General features: G+C 63.6%; 23 protein-coding genes. 4 read left to right on the forward strand and 19 right to left on the reverse strand.

Annotated elements, in window-relative coordinates:
- Nucleotides 1-95 precede the first annotated feature (95 nt).
- Genes LC083_RS00400 through LC083_RS00415 form a run of 4 tightly spaced genes read left to right on the forward strand, consistent with a single transcriptional unit; the run spans nucleotide 96 to nucleotide 3,569 of the window.
- The gene (locus LC083_RS00400; RefSeq protein ID WP_226698741.1) at nucleotides 96-794 is read left to right on the forward strand and encodes a hypothetical protein; all 699 of its coding nucleotides are present in this window, start codon (nucleotides 96-98) and stop codon (nucleotides 792-794) included.
- 31 nt (nucleotides 795-825) lie between these two features.
- A complete protein-coding gene (locus LC083_RS00405; protein ID WP_226698742.1) occupies nucleotides 826-2,160 on the forward strand; it encodes an amidase family protein in 1,335 nt (444 codons plus the stop codon).
- Between the two features lie 43 nt (nucleotides 2,161-2,203).
- Nucleotides 2,204-2,929, forward strand: a complete 726-nt coding sequence (locus LC083_RS00410; RefSeq protein ID WP_226698743.1) for a PepSY domain-containing protein — start codon at nucleotides 2,204-2,206, stop codon at nucleotides 2,927-2,929.
- Between the two features lie 4 nt (nucleotides 2,930-2,933).
- A complete protein-coding gene (locus LC083_RS00415) occupies nucleotides 2,934-3,569 on the forward strand; it encodes a trimeric intracellular cation channel family protein (protein WP_226698744.1) in 636 nt (211 codons plus the stop codon).
- Between the two features lie 3 nt (nucleotides 3,570-3,572).
- On the opposite strand, the gene LC083_RS00420 is transcribed toward LC083_RS00415, so the two are convergent.
- The 19 genes from LC083_RS00420 to rpsN form a co-directional block, all read right to left on the reverse strand.
- On the reverse strand, nucleotides 3,573-4,340 hold the full coding sequence (locus LC083_RS00420) for a hypothetical protein (RefSeq protein WP_226698745.1): 768 nt from the start codon (nucleotides 4,338-4,340) through the stop codon (nucleotides 3,573-3,575).
- A gap of 151 nt (nucleotides 4,341-4,491) precedes the next feature.
- Nucleotides 4,492-5,097, reverse strand: coding sequence for a hypothetical protein (locus tag LC083_RS00425; RefSeq protein ID WP_160607301.1), 606 nt, complete (start codon nucleotides 5,095-5,097; stop codon nucleotides 4,492-4,494).
- Nucleotides 5,098-5,227: 130 nt separating this feature from the next.
- The gene (locus LC083_RS00430) at nucleotides 5,228-6,592 is read right to left on the reverse strand and encodes a serine hydrolase domain-containing protein (RefSeq protein WP_226698746.1); all 1,365 of its coding nucleotides are present in this window, start codon (nucleotides 6,590-6,592) and stop codon (nucleotides 5,228-5,230) included.
- 90 nt (nucleotides 6,593-6,682) lie between these two features.
- On the reverse strand, nucleotides 6,683-7,102 hold the full coding sequence (rplQ, locus tag LC083_RS00435; protein ID WP_226698747.1) for a 50S ribosomal protein L17: 420 nt from the start codon (nucleotides 7,100-7,102) through the stop codon (nucleotides 6,683-6,685).
- A gap of 96 nt (nucleotides 7,103-7,198) precedes the next feature.
- Nucleotides 7,199-8,254: a DNA-directed RNA polymerase subunit alpha gene (locus tag LC083_RS00440; RefSeq protein WP_160607304.1), complete on the reverse strand. Its 1,056-nt coding sequence runs from the start codon at nucleotides 8,252-8,254 to the stop codon at nucleotides 7,199-7,201.
- A gap of 104 nt (nucleotides 8,255-8,358) precedes the next feature.
- Nucleotides 8,359-8,748 (reverse strand): 30S ribosomal protein S11, encoded by a 390-nt coding sequence (gene rpsK / locus LC083_RS00445; protein ID WP_160607305.1) that lies wholly within the window; start codon nucleotides 8,746-8,748, stop codon nucleotides 8,359-8,361.
- 53 nt (nucleotides 8,749-8,801) lie between these two features.
- Nucleotides 8,802-9,170, reverse strand: a complete 369-nt coding sequence (rpsM, locus tag LC083_RS00450) for a 30S ribosomal protein S13 (RefSeq protein ID WP_224830649.1) — start codon at nucleotides 9,168-9,170, stop codon at nucleotides 8,802-8,804.
- A gap of 295 nt (nucleotides 9,171-9,465) precedes the next feature.
- Nucleotides 9,466-10,131: an SRPBCC family protein gene (locus LC083_RS00455; RefSeq protein WP_226698748.1), complete on the reverse strand. Its 666-nt coding sequence runs from the start codon at nucleotides 10,129-10,131 to the stop codon at nucleotides 9,466-9,468.
- A gap of 65 nt (nucleotides 10,132-10,196) precedes the next feature.
- Nucleotides 10,197-10,841, reverse strand: a complete 645-nt coding sequence (locus LC083_RS00460) for an adenylate kinase (RefSeq protein ID WP_226698749.1) — start codon at nucleotides 10,839-10,841, stop codon at nucleotides 10,197-10,199.
- 33 nt (nucleotides 10,842-10,874) lie between these two features.
- Nucleotides 10,875-12,239: a preprotein translocase subunit SecY gene (secY, locus tag LC083_RS00465; RefSeq protein WP_160607309.1), complete on the reverse strand. Its 1,365-nt coding sequence runs from the start codon at nucleotides 12,237-12,239 to the stop codon at nucleotides 10,875-10,877.
- 105 nt (nucleotides 12,240-12,344) lie between these two features.
- Entirely contained in the window at nucleotides 12,345-12,869 is a 525-nt protein-coding gene (gene rplO / locus LC083_RS00470; RefSeq protein ID WP_160607310.1) for a 50S ribosomal protein L15, read from the reverse strand.
- Nucleotides 12,870-12,977: 108 nt separating this feature from the next.
- On the reverse strand, nucleotides 12,978-13,484 hold the full coding sequence (locus LC083_RS00475) for a hypothetical protein (protein WP_226698750.1): 507 nt from the start codon (nucleotides 13,482-13,484) through the stop codon (nucleotides 12,978-12,980).
- 52 nt (nucleotides 13,485-13,536) lie between these two features.
- On the reverse strand, nucleotides 13,537-14,760 hold the full coding sequence (locus LC083_RS00480; protein WP_226698751.1) for a glycosyltransferase family 4 protein: 1,224 nt from the start codon (nucleotides 14,758-14,760) through the stop codon (nucleotides 13,537-13,539).
- Nucleotides 14,761-14,846: 86 nt separating this feature from the next.
- Nucleotides 14,847-15,032 (reverse strand): 50S ribosomal protein L30, encoded by a 186-nt coding sequence (rpmD, locus tag LC083_RS00485; RefSeq protein ID WP_226698752.1) that lies wholly within the window; start codon nucleotides 15,030-15,032, stop codon nucleotides 14,847-14,849.
- Between the two features lie 5 nt (nucleotides 15,033-15,037).
- Nucleotides 15,038-15,817 (reverse strand): 30S ribosomal protein S5, encoded by a 780-nt coding sequence (gene rpsE / locus LC083_RS00490; RefSeq protein WP_413469436.1) that lies wholly within the window; start codon nucleotides 15,815-15,817, stop codon nucleotides 15,038-15,040.
- Nucleotides 15,817-16,161 (reverse strand): 50S ribosomal protein L18, encoded by a 345-nt coding sequence (gene rplR, locus LC083_RS00495; protein WP_160607313.1) that lies wholly within the window; start codon nucleotides 16,159-16,161, stop codon nucleotides 15,817-15,819. The genes rpsE and rplR overlap by 1 nt, the downstream gene beginning before the upstream one ends.
- A gap of 1 nt (nucleotide 16,162) precedes the next feature.
- The gene (gene rplF / locus LC083_RS00500) at nucleotides 16,163-16,696 is read right to left on the reverse strand and encodes a 50S ribosomal protein L6 (protein ID WP_160607314.1); all 534 of its coding nucleotides are present in this window, start codon (nucleotides 16,694-16,696) and stop codon (nucleotides 16,163-16,165) included.
- Complete coding sequence (gene rpsH / locus LC083_RS00505) at nucleotides 16,696-17,091, reverse strand: 30S ribosomal protein S8 (RefSeq protein ID WP_160607315.1); 396 nt, start codon at nucleotides 17,089-17,091, stop codon at nucleotides 16,696-16,698. Before rpsH ends, rplF begins: the two co-directional genes overlap by 1 nt.
- An 11-nt stretch (nucleotides 17,092-17,102) precedes the next feature.
- Nucleotides 17,103-17,408 (reverse strand): 30S ribosomal protein S14, encoded by a 306-nt coding sequence (gene rpsN, locus LC083_RS00510; protein ID WP_160607316.1) that lies wholly within the window; start codon nucleotides 17,406-17,408, stop codon nucleotides 17,103-17,105.
- Between the last annotated feature and the right edge of the window lie 31 nt (nucleotides 17,409-17,439).

Here is a 17,439-nt window from a genome sequence, read left to right on the forward strand (position 1 = left end):
TGATGCTCCCCCTGGCCGTCCCTGCCCTTGCGGGATTGGCCTTTCTCGCAGCATCCGACGCTCCTGCGCACTACCTAGCTGTCAATGGGGGCGCATTGCTCCTCGCATTTGGCTGGATAGCCATCGGACGGCTTCCGGATAGCGAGATTGCCAAGCGCGTCTTGCCGGCAGTCCTGCTCGCCCTGTTCGCCTTGCCCCTGCTCGCTGGCCCCGACATCGAGGGCGTGCGGCGCTGGCTGTCGCTCGGCCCCGTGTCGCTCCATGCGGGAATGCTCCTCATCCCGTTGCTCGGCTGCCTGTGCGCGCGCGATCCGCGCTACGGTCCGTTGGTTATCGGTGCGGGCCTCGGCATTGCTCTGCTACAGCCCGATGCGGCGAGTGCGGCTGCCCTAGCGCTTGTCGCCGCCGCGCTCTGGTCGATGCACCGCACGCCGTTCTTCGCCGCCATCACCGCGCTTGGCCTTGCAGCTTGCGTAATCGCGTTCGGAGCTGGCGACCTGCCTCCCCAGCCCTTCGTCGAGCACGTCTTTGCGGATGCCTGGACGGTGCAGCCCTTGATCGCCCTCTCCCTTGTTGCGGCAGTCGCAACCGGCCTTGTCCTGCTTTTGACGTCGCGGACCATGCCCCGCGAAGAGAGATTTGTGCTGGCTGCCGCCATGATCGGATTCACAGCGATGTCCCTCATCGGAAACTACCCGACACCCCTCCTCGGCTATGGCGCGGCACCAATCCTCGGCTTCGGGCTTGCCTTGGGTGCGGTCCCGCGCAACTATCGGTATTCGACCGAGGAATGACCGCCGGAAGCGGCGCGCGGGGGGAGACGCAATGGCCTATCCGAAACTGACCAAGAAACCCGGCGCGCTGGAAACTGCAGCGGCAGTCGCGAAGGGCGAGATGTCTCCGCTGGAAGCGGTCGATGCTGCAATCGCGCGGATCGAGCATCTCGATACGCACATCAACGCCGTGGTGGTCTGCGATTTCGATCGGGCCCGCGCCACTGCCCGCGCGATGACCGGGGGCAAGCCGGCGGCCGGTCAGACCCTTTTCGGCGTACCGATGACGATCAAGGAAAGCTTCGACATCGAAGGCCTGCCCACCTGCTGGGGACACACCGCCTACGCAGACAACATCGCGTCCGCCGATTCCGCAGTGGTTCGCAAGCTGAAGGCAGCGGGCGTCATTTTCCTCGGCAAGACCAATGTCCCGCCCGACCTTGCCGACTGGCAGTCGAACAACCCCGTATATGGCCGCACCAACAATCCCCACGACCACGAACGCTCGCCGGGTGGGTCGTCGGGCGGTTCCGCAGCGGCCGTGGCCAGCGGCATGGTGCCGTGCGAGTTCGGCACCGACATCGGCGGTTCGGTCCGCGTGCCGGCCCATTTCTGCGGGGTCTGGGGGCACAAGTCGAGCTGGGGGCTGATCAGCAAGGAAGGCCACGACCATCCGCTCGTCGCCGGCATCGGTGCCCATGATGGCGCGCTATCCATCGCCGGACCGCTAGCCCGCAATGCAGCCGATCTCGCCGCGCTCGTGACTATCACGAGCGAACGCCCACTTCATACCGAAAGCAAGCCGGTGAAGAAGATGCGGCTGCTGGCCCTGACCGGTCATCCGACCTGTCCGACAGACGAGGGCGTGAGGGTTCCGCTCGAAGAGGCTTTTGCCGCACTGGAGGCCGAAGGCGCACAGGTCGACCGGACCAGCGATCTCCTGCCCGACCTTGCGCGCCAGCAGGCCGACTACATGCGCATGCTCAATGTCGCGATGGCTCGCGGGGCGCCGGGCCCGAATGGCAAGCGCGCCAGTGCAACCGACTGGTTCGACCTGCTCGACGAACAGTATCGTAACGAGGCGGCGTGGGCGCGGCTGTTCGAAACGTATGACTACGTGCTCGCCCCGCCTGCTCCCGTCCTCGCGGTCCCGCATAGCGAGGGGCGTATCTTCGATGGCGAGATCGAGGTGGACGGACAACAGGTTCGTGGGGCCGCCGGGCTGTGCTGGGCCGGCCTTGCGACCTTCCCCAATCTACCGGCGACCGTCCTCCCGGTCGGCGGCACGGGCGATTTGCCCTGCGGCATGCAGGTTATGGGCCCCCGCTGGTCCGATCTTTCCACCATCGCGGCAGCAGAAGCGATCGGGCAGGTGTTGCACTCCTGAGCGCCGCGCCCCATGCGGGGGGCACAAGGACAGGAGAAGTATCGTGGGTCACCAGCGCGTCATGCGGCGCTTTGCGAAATGGCATATCTGGCTTGGTTGGCTGGTAGGCGTGCCTGTCCTGATGTGGACGGTAACGGGCTTGGTCATGGTCATCACGCCGATCGAGGAAGTGCGCGGCAATCACCTGCGCATCGAATCCCCGCCCAGCCCCCTGCCCAGCGACACCGAGATAGCGGTTGCCCTTCCCGCCGACGGTGAACGCCCCGTGCGGTCGGTCAGCACGCAGATGGAACGCGGCGAGACGATTACCCGCATCACCTACATGGACGGCACGAGCGAACGATACCGCGCGGACGGTACGCAGATGTCACCGCTGTCCGATGTCGAGGCGCGCCTGATCGTCTCGAAGGAAATCCGCGGCGGCGACAAGGTGGTCGGCACGAAGCGCTTCGATGCCGAGAGCGTGCCGTTCGATTTCCGTCGCCCCATGCCCGTGTGGCAGGTGGCGCTGGAAGACGGCACCCACGTTTACGTCGGCACCGAGACGGGCAATGTCGAGGCGGTGCGCACGCGGTGGTGGCGCACTTTCGACTTCATGTGGGGCCTGCACATCATGAACCTGCAGACCCGCGAGCTGGATGACCAGAGCGGGTTCAACTACGCCATGCTGGTATTGTTTGCCGCGCTCGGCGTGATCGGTTCGATCCTGGGCTGCATCCTGATGTTCCGCCGCCGCAAGGCGCGCCCGGTGCCGCTGATCGACAAGTGATCCGATGAACGAGGAAATCCTCACCCCGGTACTCGACTGGCTCGACCTTGCGGGCGTGGCGATTTTCGCGCTGACCGGCGCGCTGGTCGCAGCGAAGGAAAAGCAGACGCTTGTCACGCTGTCCTTCTTCGCGCTGATCACCGGCGTGGGCGGCGGTACGATCCGCGACCTGCTGATAGAGGCTCCGGTGTTCTGGATCGCCGACCCGTGGGTCGCGGCAATCTGCCTCGGCATGGCGCTGTTCGCATGGTTCACCCCCACCCGCTGGTGGGAGGGCCGCTTCCTCTCGGTCGTCGACGGGCTGGGCCTTGCGGCCTACGCCGTACTGGGCACGGCAAAGGCCCTGGAATACGGCGTACCGCCGGTCCCGGCCTTCCTAATGGGGGTCATCACCGGCTGTGCAGGCGGTATCATCCGCGACGTGATCGCCGGGCGCCCGTCCATCCTGATGCGCCCGGAACTCTATGTCACGGCGGCAGCACTGTCGGCCGCGCTCACCGTGGCAGGCGGCATGGCCGGGTTCGAGCGCTGGTATGTCTGGATCGCGGCGACAGTGGCCGGGTTCGGCCTGCGCCTCGCCGCGATCAGGTGGAACCTTGCCCTCCCCGCCTATGACGAGCGCGGGGCGAGCAAGGAATAGATATCAGATAGCCTTGCCGGGATAGCCGGTGCCTACGTCGAGTTCTGGCTCGGCTCCTTCGTCGCCACTGATCGCACCGCCGGGATAGTCCGGCTGCGGGCCGTCGTCGGCCGGCGCTTCGGCTCGGCGGTCCACGCGATCCCATTCTGCGGCGTAGCGGTCATCATCCCACTGGCGATCATAGGGAGCGCGGGCGAATTCATCGTCACCGCCCTGCTCGTCGCGCCAGCTGCCGCGCGATCCGAAATCGACGTTCTCGATGCGGCCATCCTCGCCTATGGCGCAGGAGAAAGCCTCGCCACCGGAAACCGTGCCGGAGATTTCCCATCCCTGGGGCGTGCGGTTGGCGCGGTCGACGGTTTCCACGCGGCGGTCGCGCTCGACCTCCTCGACGCACATGCCGACTGCGCGGTCGATACCGCGTCCGACGTCCCAGCGGGCCTGGTCGCGGCGCTGTTCGGGATAGCGCCAGTCGCGGTCGCGATAGCGGCGATCGTCGTCGCGCTTGGCTCGGCTGGCGATGGCCGCAATGCCGCCGATGATGAGAACGCCGGTCAGCACATCGCCGAGACCGGGACCGCGATGATGGCGGTACCGGCGATAACGATGGTTCTCGTATGTCTGGTCGGCCGGATCGTAGCCGGTCACGCCTTCGGCCTGCTCCGGAGAGGAGGTGACGACGGGAAGCGGCGCGGCATAGGCCGGGCTGGCAACAAGCGAAGCGGTGGCAAGCAGCGCGGGCGCAACGGCCCAAGTGCGGAACAGCGACATTGGAAGTGATCCCTTCGATGGCGCGCCCCACCCGGCGCAAGTCTCAACTATCGTGGCAGGTAACCCGTCGCGCATTTAGCACGGCTGAACCACACCTGCGAAAACGGCCCGAACCATTAGGGTACGGGCCGTTTCCTGGTGGTCTGGTTTATCAGCGCAGTCCGCGAATGCCGTCGAACTTGACGTGGCTCACGCGGCCCCGCTCGATGTAGCAGGTGAACTTGCCATTATCCTCGCCGCGATAGCCGCGACGGTCGTAGCGGCCATAGCGGTCGTCACGATCGTAGCGATCATAACGGCCGTAGTTGCCGTAGCGGCCCCGCTCGCCGTCGACGACGATGCGGCCCTTGACCCTCCAGCCGTACCGGGTGTCATCCACGTCGCGGATGTCGGTCACCTGGGCATAGCGGAAGCCCGAACGGCGCGCGTCCCTCGTCGCCGCATTGACGCAGCGTTCGACAGCGGCGCGCGGGTTGCCGCGGCTGCGATAGGCATCGCGGCGATAGTCGTAGCCGTCGCGATAGTAGCGGCCATCGCGGTAGTAACGACCGTCGCGGTAATAGTCGCGGTCCTTGCTGGCTGCGCTGGCGACGGCGGCGATACCGCCGATGATCACTGCGCCTGCGATCACGTCGCCGACGGAAATGCCATCGTCGCGGTCGCGGGCCTGCGCCGGGGTGGCACCTGCAAGCGCCATTGCGCCAACGGCTGCGGTTGCGATCCCACCCTTCGCAAATGTCTTTGTCTTGTTGCTCATGTGAGGTGCTCCTCATCTCTACCGGGGCGGGATTGCCTCGGTCGATTGAGGTTCTAGGCGAGTCGCACTGAGGTGACGCTGAATCGCGTGAGCAGCCTACGTTCAGGAAAGTATCTATTTAGCTGAATATCTATTTCGCAAGAGAATCAAGGACATCACGCGTAAATGCCGCGATATCGAACCGCGAACCTGTCGGATCCTCGCCCCTGCGAACGATGACTACGTTCAGGCTCGGAACGATGACGACGTATTGTCCGCGATTGCCGAAAGCGGCGAATGTATCGGCAGGAACACCGTCCGACTTGTTGAGCAACCAGAAGCCCGCGCCATAGCCGAATGCACCATCAGGCTGCGGGCCAGAAGGCGTCGCGACATACTTGGCCCATCCTTCGGGCAGTATGCGCGTCCCATCCGGCAGTACACCGTCGTCGAGGTAGAGCTGGCCGAGCTTCAGAAGATCGGGCGCGGTCGTCCATACCTGGCTGGAGAGGATGTAATTGCCTTGCCAATCGGTCTCGGCGACCGTGCGGTGCATACCTACGGCTTTCAGGAATTCCGCTGGCGGGTGCTTGGCAAACGTCGCCTCGATAGCCTGCACGGCAGCCAGCGTATCGTTGTTGGCATAACGGTAGACCGTGCCCGGCGCGCTGAGCAGCGGCCAGTCGACCGCGACCTCGTCGACTGTGGCACCGCCGAAATAGAGCGGATCGGTGCGATTGCCTGGCGTGTCCGAATAGCGGCCCGTCGCCATCCGGAGAGCATGGTCGATAGTGATCGCGCGGCGCGGATCTTCGGGCGTCTCTCCCAATCCGGCGGATTGCGAGACATCGGCTTCCCCGCGGTGTACGGCCGCACCGACCAGCGTGGCGGCAAGGCTCTTGGCTACCGACCACGTGCGCTGCGGTGTCGCGGGGCCGTACTCGCCCGTATACTGCTCGATGCGCGTGGCGCCGCCCTGGCTGACGATGACGGCGGTCGTCCGCGTCCTGTCACCGAAACCCGACGAGAAGGCGCGATCGACGACGGCGGCAAGCTCGCCATTCTGCGGGATGCGCTGGTGCCACATGTAAATACCGTCGGAGAAGGGGACAGAGTCCCGCTTGGGCGGTTCCTCCGTGCCGACCGGGCCAATAGCGCATCCGCCTTCCTGCCGGTGCCATGCGAGCCTTGGCGGCATGTCGTCGGTCCATTCCACCGACACATGGGACACCGCTCCCTCTCCGTTAGCGAACCGGTAAACCGAGTACGGCAGTTCGGGTACGATGCCGTCCAGCGGCGCCTGGATGCCGGACAATTCCCATTCGAGCACGCTTTTCTCGCTTCGCTTGGTACCGGCGCGTTCCGCATTGGCGAGCGCGCTGCACAGGAACAGCGCCTTGTACCCGGCCGCAAGCGCGCGGTCGTAGCGGGCGCCGATCTCCTCCTGCGTGGTCGACTGGGCGGCAAGCGGGGCGGCGGCGAGCAGCGCGGCGGCTGCAAGGGCGTGTCTGATCATGCGCACCTTGTGACACGCCTTGCGCAAGAGGCAAAACAAAAGGGCCGGAGGATCGCTCCCCCGGCCCCGCTTGTCTGTTTGTGGAGAAACTTACGCTTCTTCCATTTCCTCGTCGTTCATGACGGGGCCGCTGTCCTGGCCCTTGGCGTCGACGTCGCGGTCGACCAGCTCGATCACGGCCATCTGGGCCGCGTCGCTGCCGCGGTAGCCGGCCTTGATGATGCGGGTGTAGCCGCCTTCACGATCGGCATAACGCTCGGCGAGGACGTCGAAGAGCTTCTTCAGCTGCGTTTCGTCCTGCAGGCGGCTCTGTGCGAGACGACGGTTCGAAAGACCGCCACGCTTTGCCAGCGTGATCAGCTTTTCGATGTAGGGACGCATTTCCTTCGCCTTGGGAGCGGTGGTCATGATCTGCTCGTGCTTGATGAGCGAGGCAGCCATGTTGCGGAACATCGCGTTGCGGTGGCCGGTCTTGCGCTGCAGCTTACGGCCTGAAATCTTGTGACGCATTGTACTTCCTTCTTCGTTCGAAAAGGGCCCGTTCGAGGTAGCCCAGTGCTGGCGGCGCTTTCCCGGATGTGGGAGGTGCGCCGCCGGTACCTGTGATTAGCCGAGAAGTTCCTGTTCGAGCTTCTTGGCCATTTCTTCGATGTTCTCCGGCGGCCAGCCAGGGATGTCCATGCCGAGGCGCAGGCCCATCGAGGAAAGAACTTCCTTGATCTCGTTGAGCGACTTGCGGCCGAAGTTCGGCGTCCGGAGCATCTCGGCCTCGGTCTTCTGGACCAGGTCGCCGATGTAGATGATGTTGTCGTTCTTGAGGCAGTTCGCCGAACGGACCGACAGTTCCAGCTCGTCGACCTTCTTGAGGAGGTAACGGTTGAGCTGGTTGGTGTCGCTTTCCTGCGGCTCTGCCGCCTGGCCGATCATGGCCGAGCTGGGCTGCGGGATGCCGTCTTCGAAGTGGACGAACAGCGTCAGCTGGTCCTGGAGGATGCGCGCAGCGTAGGCCACGGCGTCTTCCGGGGTCACGGTGCCGTCGGTTTCCACGGTCAGCGAGAGCTTGTCGTAGTCCAGTTCCTGGCCGACGCGGGCGTTCTCGACCTTGTAGCTCACCTGGCGAACCGGCGAGTACAGGCTGTCGACGGGGATGAGGCCGATCGGCGCATCGGCCGGGCGATTCATCACTGCCGGGCGGTAGCCCTTGCCGGTGTCGGCGGTCAGTTCCATGTTCAGCGTGGCGCCTTCATCGAGGTGACAGATCACGAGATCCTTGTTCATCACTTCGATGTCGCCGGTCACGGCGATGTCGCCGGCCTTCACTTCGCCCGGGCCGGTGGCCGAGAGCTGCAGGCGCTTTGTGCCTTCGCCTTCCATCTTGAGCGCGATCTGCTTCACGTTCAGGACGATGTCGGTAACGTCCTCGCGCACGCCGGCGAGCGAGGAGAATTCATGCAGCACGTTCTCGATCTTGATCGAGGTGATGGCTGCACCCTGCAGCGAGGACAGCAGAACGCGACGCAGCGCGTTGCCGAGCGTCAGGCCGAAGCCGCGCTCGAGCGGTTCGGCCACGAAGGTCGCCTTGCGCGCCTTGTCGCCACCGTCCTTGATGTCGAGGGTGTTGGGTTTCTTGAGTTCCTGCCAGTTCTTGATGTTGACGGACATGGATTTCCCCTGGTGTGGATGCGGGCAGGACCGGAGCTCTTTACCGAGCGTCCGGTCCGTGAAGGTGTCGGCGGCCCGCTAGCGAGCCGCCAGGCAGGTACGGATCAGACGCGGCGACGCTTGGAAGGACGGACCCCGTTGTGCGGGATCGGCGTCACGTCGCGGATCGAAGTGATCGTGAAGCCGACTGCGGCGAGACCGCGCAGCGCGCTTTCACGGCCCGAACCCGGGCCCTTCACTTCGACCTCGAGGGTGCGCACGCCGTGTTCCGCAGCCTTGCGGCCTGCGTCGTCGGCAGCGACCTGCGCGGCATAGGGAGTCGACTTGCGGCTGCCCTTGAAGCCCATCATGCCTGCGCTGGACCAGCTGATAGCATTGCCCTGCGCGTCGGTGATGGTGATCATGGTGTTGTTGAAGCTGGCGTTGATGTGCGCGACGCCCGAAGAGATGTTCTTCTTGTCGCGGCGCCGAATACGGCCGGGTTCGCGTGCCATGGTGTATCTTCCTCTATATTCTCAAGAAGGGAAAAGCTCTGGGAGACCCAGGCTTACTTCTTCTTGCCGGCGATCGGCTTGGCCTTACCCTTGCGGGTGCGGGCGTTGGTGTGGGTGCGCTGGCCACGAACGGGCAGACCGGCACGGTGACGAAGGCCGCGGTAGGACTTGAGGTCCATGAGGCGCTTGATGTTCATCGCGGTATTGCGACGAAGGTCGCCTTCGACGGTGTAATCTTCATCGATCGTTTCGCGGATGCGCAGGACTTCCTCGTCGGACAGGTCCTGGATACGGCGAGCGTGATCGATGCCGAGCTTGTCGGCGATCTCGACGGCCGTGGTGCGACCGATACCGTGAATATAGGTGAGCGCGATGATAACACGCTTGTTAGTGGGGATGTTTACCCCGGCAATACGAGCCACTTAAATCTCCATGCTCCACAGGGTCCTTTGAAGCGGGACCCTATCTCAACGCCTTGTTTTCATTGACACACCCGGTGGCAGGTAACGCAAAAAGCCCGGATGGCGTGCATAGCGCTACCGCCTGCCGGACTCACCGAAAGTGTCGAATGAAAGGCGCGCTTAGGCGGATTCGGCCGTAAGGTCAACCGCTCGCGCGCACAAACGACGAGGCAGCCCATATGGGCAGCCGTCCGTCTATTACAACACCGTCATACTCCCGGCCGGGAGAAAGGTCAAAGCCGGGCTGTGCACAGACCTAATCGTCGGTGGCAGGAGCTTCTTCGGCAGGCTCTTCGGGCGTCTCGAACGCCTTCTCGAAGTCGCCCGGCCCTTCCTCGTCAACCTTCGCCTCGTCAGGTGCCTTCTCGGCACCTCCGTCGAGCGCGCCGAGGTGATCGCGCAGGCCCATAAGCTGCTGGGACATGACGCCGTCGACTGCCTTGGAAATCTGGGCGATAGGAATGCCCATTGGGCCGCCCACATTGTATTCCCAGTCGATCCGCGTGCCGCCGTCGATCTCGTGGAGCGTGATCGTGAGGACGCCGGTTGCCGGCACGGCCTGCAGCGGACCAAGCCCGCCCCGCAGGCGCAGTGCCTTGTCGGGTACGGCCTGCACCACGATCGCGTGCTGTGAACTCCCGTCGAGGGGGATGTCGCCCTCGCCCGGGATCTTCTCGCAGAAGCAGCCACCGGCATTGGGCACCAGAGTCATGTTGGCGGCCTCGCCCGACCAGGTGTGGCTGTCGTTCCACCATGCCCCGGGCTTGATGAGGGCAAGCCAGGCCTCGCGCGGGGTCGCGGAAACGCTGGCAGATGCCTTGGTCACGAAGCCGTCGTCACTGGTAGCAACGACCTTCGCCGAAGCAGGCACCGCCATCATGGCGAGGCCCAGCGCGGCGGCGAAGTAGCGGAATTGCGGCATGTCTCACTCCCGGGAATATCTCGGGAGCGAGTCCTATGACCGCCTTGTCCGTTTGGAAAGGCCGGTCAGCCCAGAATGGCGTCGATAGCGTGGGTCACGTCACCGATGGCGGCCATGCCGTCCACCCGGGTGACGATGCCGCGCGCTTCATAGCCCGGCAGGATCGGAGCGGTTTCGCTGCGATAGACCTGCATGCGGTGACGCACGGTTTCCTCGTTATCGTCGGGGCGACGCTTGAACTCCGTCGAGCCGCACTTGTCGCACACGCCTTCGACTTCGGGCTGTTTGAAAGTGTCGTGATAGCCCTCGCCGCAATTGGCGCAGGTGTAACGGCCCGTAATGCGCGCAACCAGGGCATCCTCGTCCACGTCCAGTTCGATGACATGGTCGAGGCTGCGACCGTGCTTGGCCAGCAGGCCGTCGAGGATTTCCGCCTGCTTTTCGGTACGGGGATAACCGTCAAAGATGGCGCCCGTGTCCGGACCCATGGCGGTCAGTTCCGCATCGATCAGCTCCGAGACGATCTCGTCGGACACGAGTTCGCCCGCATCCATGATCGCCTTGGCCTTGATGCCCACCGGCGTGCCCGCCTTGACCGCGGCGCGTAGCATGTCGCCCGTCGAAAGCTGGCGCATGCCGTGGTGTTCCATCAGGCGGTGAGCCTGCGTTCCCTTGCCTGCCCCCGGAGGGCCGAGAAGAATGATATCCATCGCGTGAAGTCCCTTGTCGCGCGCCTTGATGCCTTAACGCAGGCGTCCCTTCAACTTGGCCTTTTTGATGAGATCGCCATACTGGTGCGCCAGCAGGTGCGACTGGATCTGGCTGATCGTGTCGACCGTGACGTTCACGACGATCAGCAGGCTGGTGCCGCCAAGGAAGAGCGGGATACCGGTCTGCGCGATCATGTATTCGGGGACCACGCAGACGAAAGTCAGGTAGATCGCGCCGATCACGGTGATGCGGGTCAGGACGTAATCGAGGTATTCCTCGGTCCGCTTGCCCGGACGGATGCCCGGGATGAAGCCGCCGTTCTTCTTCAGGTTCTCGGCAGTTTCTTCAGGGTTGAAGACCACTGCGGTGTAGAAGAAGCAGAAGAAGACGATGCCGAGGCCATACAGCGTCATGTAGAGCGGCTGGCCGTGCTGCAGGTACTGCAGGATTGTCTGGACCGAACCGCCGAAGCCGCTTTCCGTGTCGAGCGAATTGCCTGCGAACTGCGTGATCGTCAGCGGCAGCAGGAGCAGCGAGCTGGCGAAGATCGGCGGAATGACGCCGGCCGTGTTGAGCTTGAGCGGCAGGTGCGAGCGGTCGGCCTGCATCATGCCGCGCTGCGTCGCGCGCTTGGGATACTGGATCAGCAGGCGGCGCTGGGCGCGCTCGAAGAAGCTGATCAGCAGGATCAGACCGACGACCATGAAGATGAAGCCGAGCAGGATGCCGGTCGAGATCGAGCCTTCGCTGTAACCCGAGGTCATGTTGGTGACGAAGGTCGGGAACTGGGCGACGATGCCGGCCATGATGATCAGCGACACGCCGTTGCCGATACCGCGGCTGGTGATCTGTTCGCCCAGCCACAGCAGGAACATGGTCCCGCCGACGAGGCTGATGACGGCGCCCACGCGGAACATGTAGCCCGGGTCGACGACTGCAGCGATGCCATTGGCCGCGCCGAAGCTTTCAAGGCCGGCCGCGAGGAACCAGCCCTGCACCGTGCACAGCAGCACCGTACCGTAACGCGTGTACTGGTTCAGCTTCTGGCGACCGACCGTGCCTTCCTTCTTCAAGGCGGCAAGCGCCGGATGCAGGGCGGAGGCCATCTGCACGACGATCGAGGCGGTAATGTAGGGCATCACGCCGAGCGCGATGAGGCTCATGCGCTCGAGGCTGCCGCCGGTGAACATGTTGAACATGTCGATGATGCCGCCCTGGGTGACATCGGCAAGCTGGGTGAGTGCACGGGCATTGATGCCCGGCAGCGGCACGAAGCTGAGGAAACGGAAAACGATCAGCGCGCCGATCGTGAACCAGATGCGCTGCTTGAGCTCGGTTGCCTTGGAGAAATTGGCGAGACTGATATTGCTCGCGAAACTGTCGGCGCGTGATGCCATTGGTCGTCTTCGATCCTAGCTTGGCGCCGGCCCGTCCCGGCGCTGACCGGACAGATAGGGAGCGGAGGCACGATTGTCGAACCCCCGCTCCCCTATTTCCATCGATTACTTTGCCTTGGCAGCCTTGTTGGCGGCTGCGCGTTCGGCCTTCTTCTCGTGCTCGGGCTTGCCCTTGTCGAGGATTTCAACCGATCCTCCGGCCTTTTCGACCGCTGCGACAGCACCCTTCGAGGCACCAGCGACGACGAACTTGACCTTGGTCTTCAGTTCGCCCTTGCCGAGCAGGCGGACGCCGTCCTTGCCGCCGCGTGCAAGGCCTGCGGCCTTCAGCGCTGCGTGGTCGATGTCCTTCTTGGCGTCGAGCTTCTTGGCGTCGATGAACTTCTGGACCATGCCCAGGTTCACTTCGGCGAAGTCCTTGCCGAACGGATTGTTGAAGCCGCGCTTCGGCAGGCGCATGTGAAGCGGCATCTGGCCGCCTTCGAAGCCCTTGATGGCGACGCCCGAACGGCTCTTCTGGCCCTTCTGGCCACGACCACCGGTCTTGCCCTTGCCCGAACCGATACCACGGCCGACACGGATGCGGTTCTTGCGCGCACCCTCGTTGTCACGAATTTCGTTGAGTTTCATGTTCTGCACTCGCTTTCGCTTGGTCCGGCGCGAATGTGCGCCGGAGATTTCGCACTGATTTAGTGAGGCGCGCGCCCTAGCTGGATGCGCCAAGCAATGCAAGGGCGGTCAGTCCTTGATCGCTTCAAGTTCGCAATACATCGCCTTGGCCGGCATCATCCAGCAGAAATAGCGCTCGTATAGATCAGGATATCGGTTGTCGAACGCCTTAACCAAGGCGCCCGGCCCCTGTGTGCCGCCATCCGGGACGCCGAACATGCGCCGCCTCATGGCGAAACGCACTTCGCCTTCGGTACGATAGCCCAGCGCGGCGATGAAGCGTCCTACGGTCGTCCACGGAAATAACACCTTGTGCGTGGGGTCCCGGTAGACACCGGGTCCAGAATAATGCGAGCTCAGCACACGGAGCAGACCACCGGGATTCAGGCTTCGGTGGAGTTCGCGCACCTTCACGAGGAAATCGTCGAAATGCTTGTGCGAATTGAACAGCTTGACCTCGTCGGAGTTGTTGTTGGCAAAGGGAAAGGGAAAAACGTCGAAATCGTGAACCACGTCGGGCTGTGGCAGCGATACGCTATCCATGCCGAGTTTCCGGCCAGCTTTGTCGACCCGCATCCGATATCAAGGCGCGCTTTTGTCGAGCTTTCCAACGTGCCTTCGGTCTTGATCATCCGGTGGTTGCTCCCTCACTCAGGACGGCGCGTGCATGATCGCCGATCGCCCTGCGGAAATCCGCCTGGGTCCAGTTGCCGCCCTCTCGAGCGATTTCCACCCGGTCCAATGCGCCACTACGCGCACGTTCAGCAAGGTCATGGAGTGCCTCACCCAGCGCAGCGGGGTCGCCTGTAGGAACCAGCGTCTTGCTTCCCGGCCCGACATCGATATCAGGCAGACCGGTATTCGCAGTGCCGATGACATGGCAGCCATGCGCCAGGGCTTCCAGATAGACGAGGCCAAAACCCTCCACCAGCGAGGGCATGACGAACACGTCCGCATCCGACATAAGTTGCTCGATCGACTCGCGGTCCTGATAGCCGAGCAGTTCGATTGAAGGATCGTCGATCTCAGCTGCGATATCGGGGTCGATGCGGTAGCTGACAATCCGCAACCGCGCATTGCCCATGCCCGACGCCTGCCATGCTCGAATCAGATGGTGCAGACCCTTGCGCTGAACACCCTGCCCCACGAACAGGAAAGTCGGCGAACCAGTGCCCTCGACTGCCGTAGCCGGTTTCACGTCCCTTGCCGGGAGACCGTAAGGGATGACCGAGATCTTGTCCTCATCGACACCGCTCGCAATAACCGTTTTTGCAGTGAACTGCGATGTGCAGACGACTGCATCCATCCGCTGCCACGTTTCAGCGAGAGAAAAATTGCGGTGAGCCCGCACTTCCAGCTCATATGACGACCGCGCCTCGGGAAATTGCCGCGCGTCCTCCTCCAGCTTTGGCAGGTAGAACTGCGGAAGCGGATGAAAGACGAAGCCTATTAGTTTGGCGCTCTGTGCGATAGTCGGTGGCAGGTATTGATGATAGGCGTAGATGTTGCCGCTATGGCGCTTCGCAACTTTTCGCGCCGTGCGTCCAAGCCGCGCATCGACCCACGGCCAGACACGTTCCATCGGGCGCTTGGCGACTTGGGCTGCATACTGACTTGCAAACGCCACAAGGTCCCTCGAAACCATTTGACCAGGAAGGGCATTGTCATGTTTTCGCGCGAGAAAGCGCGGGAGTATCGGGCGCAGTCGGCGGGGGGCGTAGAAGTCCGTGACGAGCGCATCAAGGAGCCCGGCCTCGTGCAGACCCAAGGCCACCTGATAATTGTCGCGGTCGCGATTGAACACGCAGACGAAGCCTGCACCTTGCGGCACCTGTGGTTCACGCGTCCCCATGACCGAGCGATAGTCCAGCCTCGCAGATACGAAAAGCCCCGGCACTCAGGCCGAGGCTCTCCGTGCATCCGTGCGGTGAGCAGGCCTTAGTCGACCACCGTCACCAGATGCGGGATCTTGGCGACTGCGCCGCGCACCTCGGGGGTGTCCTGGCGTTCGACGACCTTGTGCATCTTGTTCAGGCCAAGACCGATGAGGATCTTGCGCTGGCCTTCGGGACGGCGGATCGGCGAACCGATCTGCTTGATCTTGATGGTTTTCGCTTTGGCCATCGTTCTTACTCCGCGATAGCGGCGGCGTCGGCTTCAGCCTCGGCCTCCGATGCCCCGCCGCGACCCAGGAGGTCGGCAACCTTCTTGCCGCGACGCTGGGCAACCGACTTCGGCGAAGTCTGGTCCTGCAGCGCGTCGAAGGTGGCGCGGATCATGTTGTAGGGGTTCGAGGTGCCGACCGACTTGGTCACCACGTCGGCAACGCCGAGGCTCTCGAAGACGGCGCGCATCGGACCACCGGCGATGATACCGGTACCCGGAGGCGCCGTACGCACGGTGACCTTGCCGGCGCCGAAGCGACCGTTGCCATCGTGATGGAGGGTACGACCTTCCTTCAGCGGCACGCGGATCATCTTCTTGCGAGCGGCAGCGGTTGCCTTCTGGATCGCTTCCGGCACTTCGCGGGCCTTGCCCTTGCCGAAGCCGACACGGCCCGAGCCGTCACCCACGACCACCAGCGCAGCGAAACCGAAGCGCTTACCGCCCTTCACAGTCTTGCTGACGCGGTTGATGTGGACGAGCTTCTCGATGATGCCGTCGTCGTCTTCCTCACGGCGGTTGTTGCGACGGTCGTCACGACCGCGGCCACGGCCACGGCCGCCTTCGCCACGTTCGCCACCACGGCCACCACGGCCACGACGCGGTTCGCCTTCGGCGCCCTGCGCGGGGTCCTGGTTCGCAGCTGCTTCCGACGGGGTGTCGGCGACAGCCGGCTGCTCGTTGGTCACGGCGGTTTCGGTTTCGGCCGTCACGGCTTCTTCGGTCTTGTTTTCGTCAGCCATCATCAGAACTCCAGCCCGCCTTCGCGAGCGGCGTCGGCCAGCGCCTTGACGCGGCCATGGAACAGGAAGCCACCGCGGTCGAACACGACGGTGGTGACGCCGGCCTTCTTGGCGGCGGCGGCGATGTCGCTGCCGACCTTCTTGGCGGCGTCGACATTGGCACCCGAGCCCTTCACGCCGAGCGTCGAGGCAGCGGCAACGGTCTTGCCTGCCGCGTCATCGATGATCTGAGCGTAGATGTGCTTGCCGGTGCGGTGGACCGAGAGGCGCGGCTTGCCGCCCGCACGGCTGCGAAGAGCAGTACGGACACGGCGGCGGCGGCGTTCGAAAAGAGAGAGCTTTGCCATCTTACTTCTTCTTCCCTTCCTTGCGGAAGATGTACTCGCCGCGGTACTTGATGCCCTTGCCCTTGTAGGGCTCGGGCTTGCGCCACTTGCGGACATTCGCCGCGAACTGGCCCACGGCCTGCTTGTCGGTACCGCTGATTTCCACAGTCGTCTGGTCCGGGGTCTTCACCTCGATACCTTCGGGAACGTCGAGATCGACATCATGCGAATAGCCGAGCTGCAGCTTCAGGGTCTTGCCCTGAGCGTTCGCACGGTAGCCGACGCCGGTGATCTCGAGGACCTTGGTGAAACCGTCGGTCACGCCTTCGACCAGGTTCGACACCAGCGTACGCTGCATACCCCAGTGGTTGCGAGCGGCGCGCGTGTCGTTGGCCGGCTTGACCGAGATTTCGCCGTCTTCCAGCTTGTACTCGACCAGGTCGGACAGGCCCATGGAAAGGGTACCCTTGGGACCCTTCACGCTGAGCGTGCCTTCTTCGATCTTGGCCTCAACCCCGCTCGGGATCGTGACCGGCTTTTTGCCGATGCGGCTCATCAGAACACCTCCGCCAGCACTTCGCCGCCGACGTTTTCGTTGCGTGCTTCGGCGTCCGAGAGCACGCCCTTCGGCGTCGAGACGATGGTGATGCCAAGGCCGTTGCGGACCACGGGGAGTTCCTTGGAACCCGCATAGACGCGGCGGCCGGGCTTGGAGACACGGGCGACGTGCTTGATAGCCGGTTCGCCTTCGAAATACTTCAGTTCGATCCGCAGCGCGGGGTGCTTGCCGCTGTCGTCAGCCGAATAGCCACGGATGTAGCCTTCGCGCTGGAGGACTTCGAGCACGTTTGCACGCAGCTTGCTGGCGGGCGAAAGGACGCTGTCCTTCTTCGCACGCTGGCCGTTGCGGATACGGGTGAGCATATCACCCAGGGGATCGGTCATAGCCATCTATCGATTCCTCACCAGCTCGACTTGGTCAGGCCCGGAATCAGGCCCTTGTTGCCGAGGTCGCGCAGTTCGATACGGTTCAAACCGAACTTGCGGTAATAGCCGCGCGGGCGGCCGGTGGTGGAGCAGCGGTTGCGCACCCGGGTCGGGTTCGCGTTACGCGGCAGTTCCGCCATCTTGAGACGCGCGATCAGACGCTCGCCTTCGTCGAGGCTCTCGTCATCTGCGATAGCCTTCAGTTTCGCGTACTTGTCCGCATACTGCTTGACGAGCTTCTTGCGACGCTCGTTCTTGTTGATCGAACTCAGTTTCGCCATTGGACTTAAGTTCCTTCCTTAAATCTCGATC

The sequence above is a fragment of the Qipengyuania gaetbuli genome (assembly GCF_020524765.1).
Lineage (GTDB): Bacteria > Pseudomonadota > Alphaproteobacteria > Sphingomonadales > Sphingomonadaceae > Qipengyuania > Qipengyuania gaetbuli_A.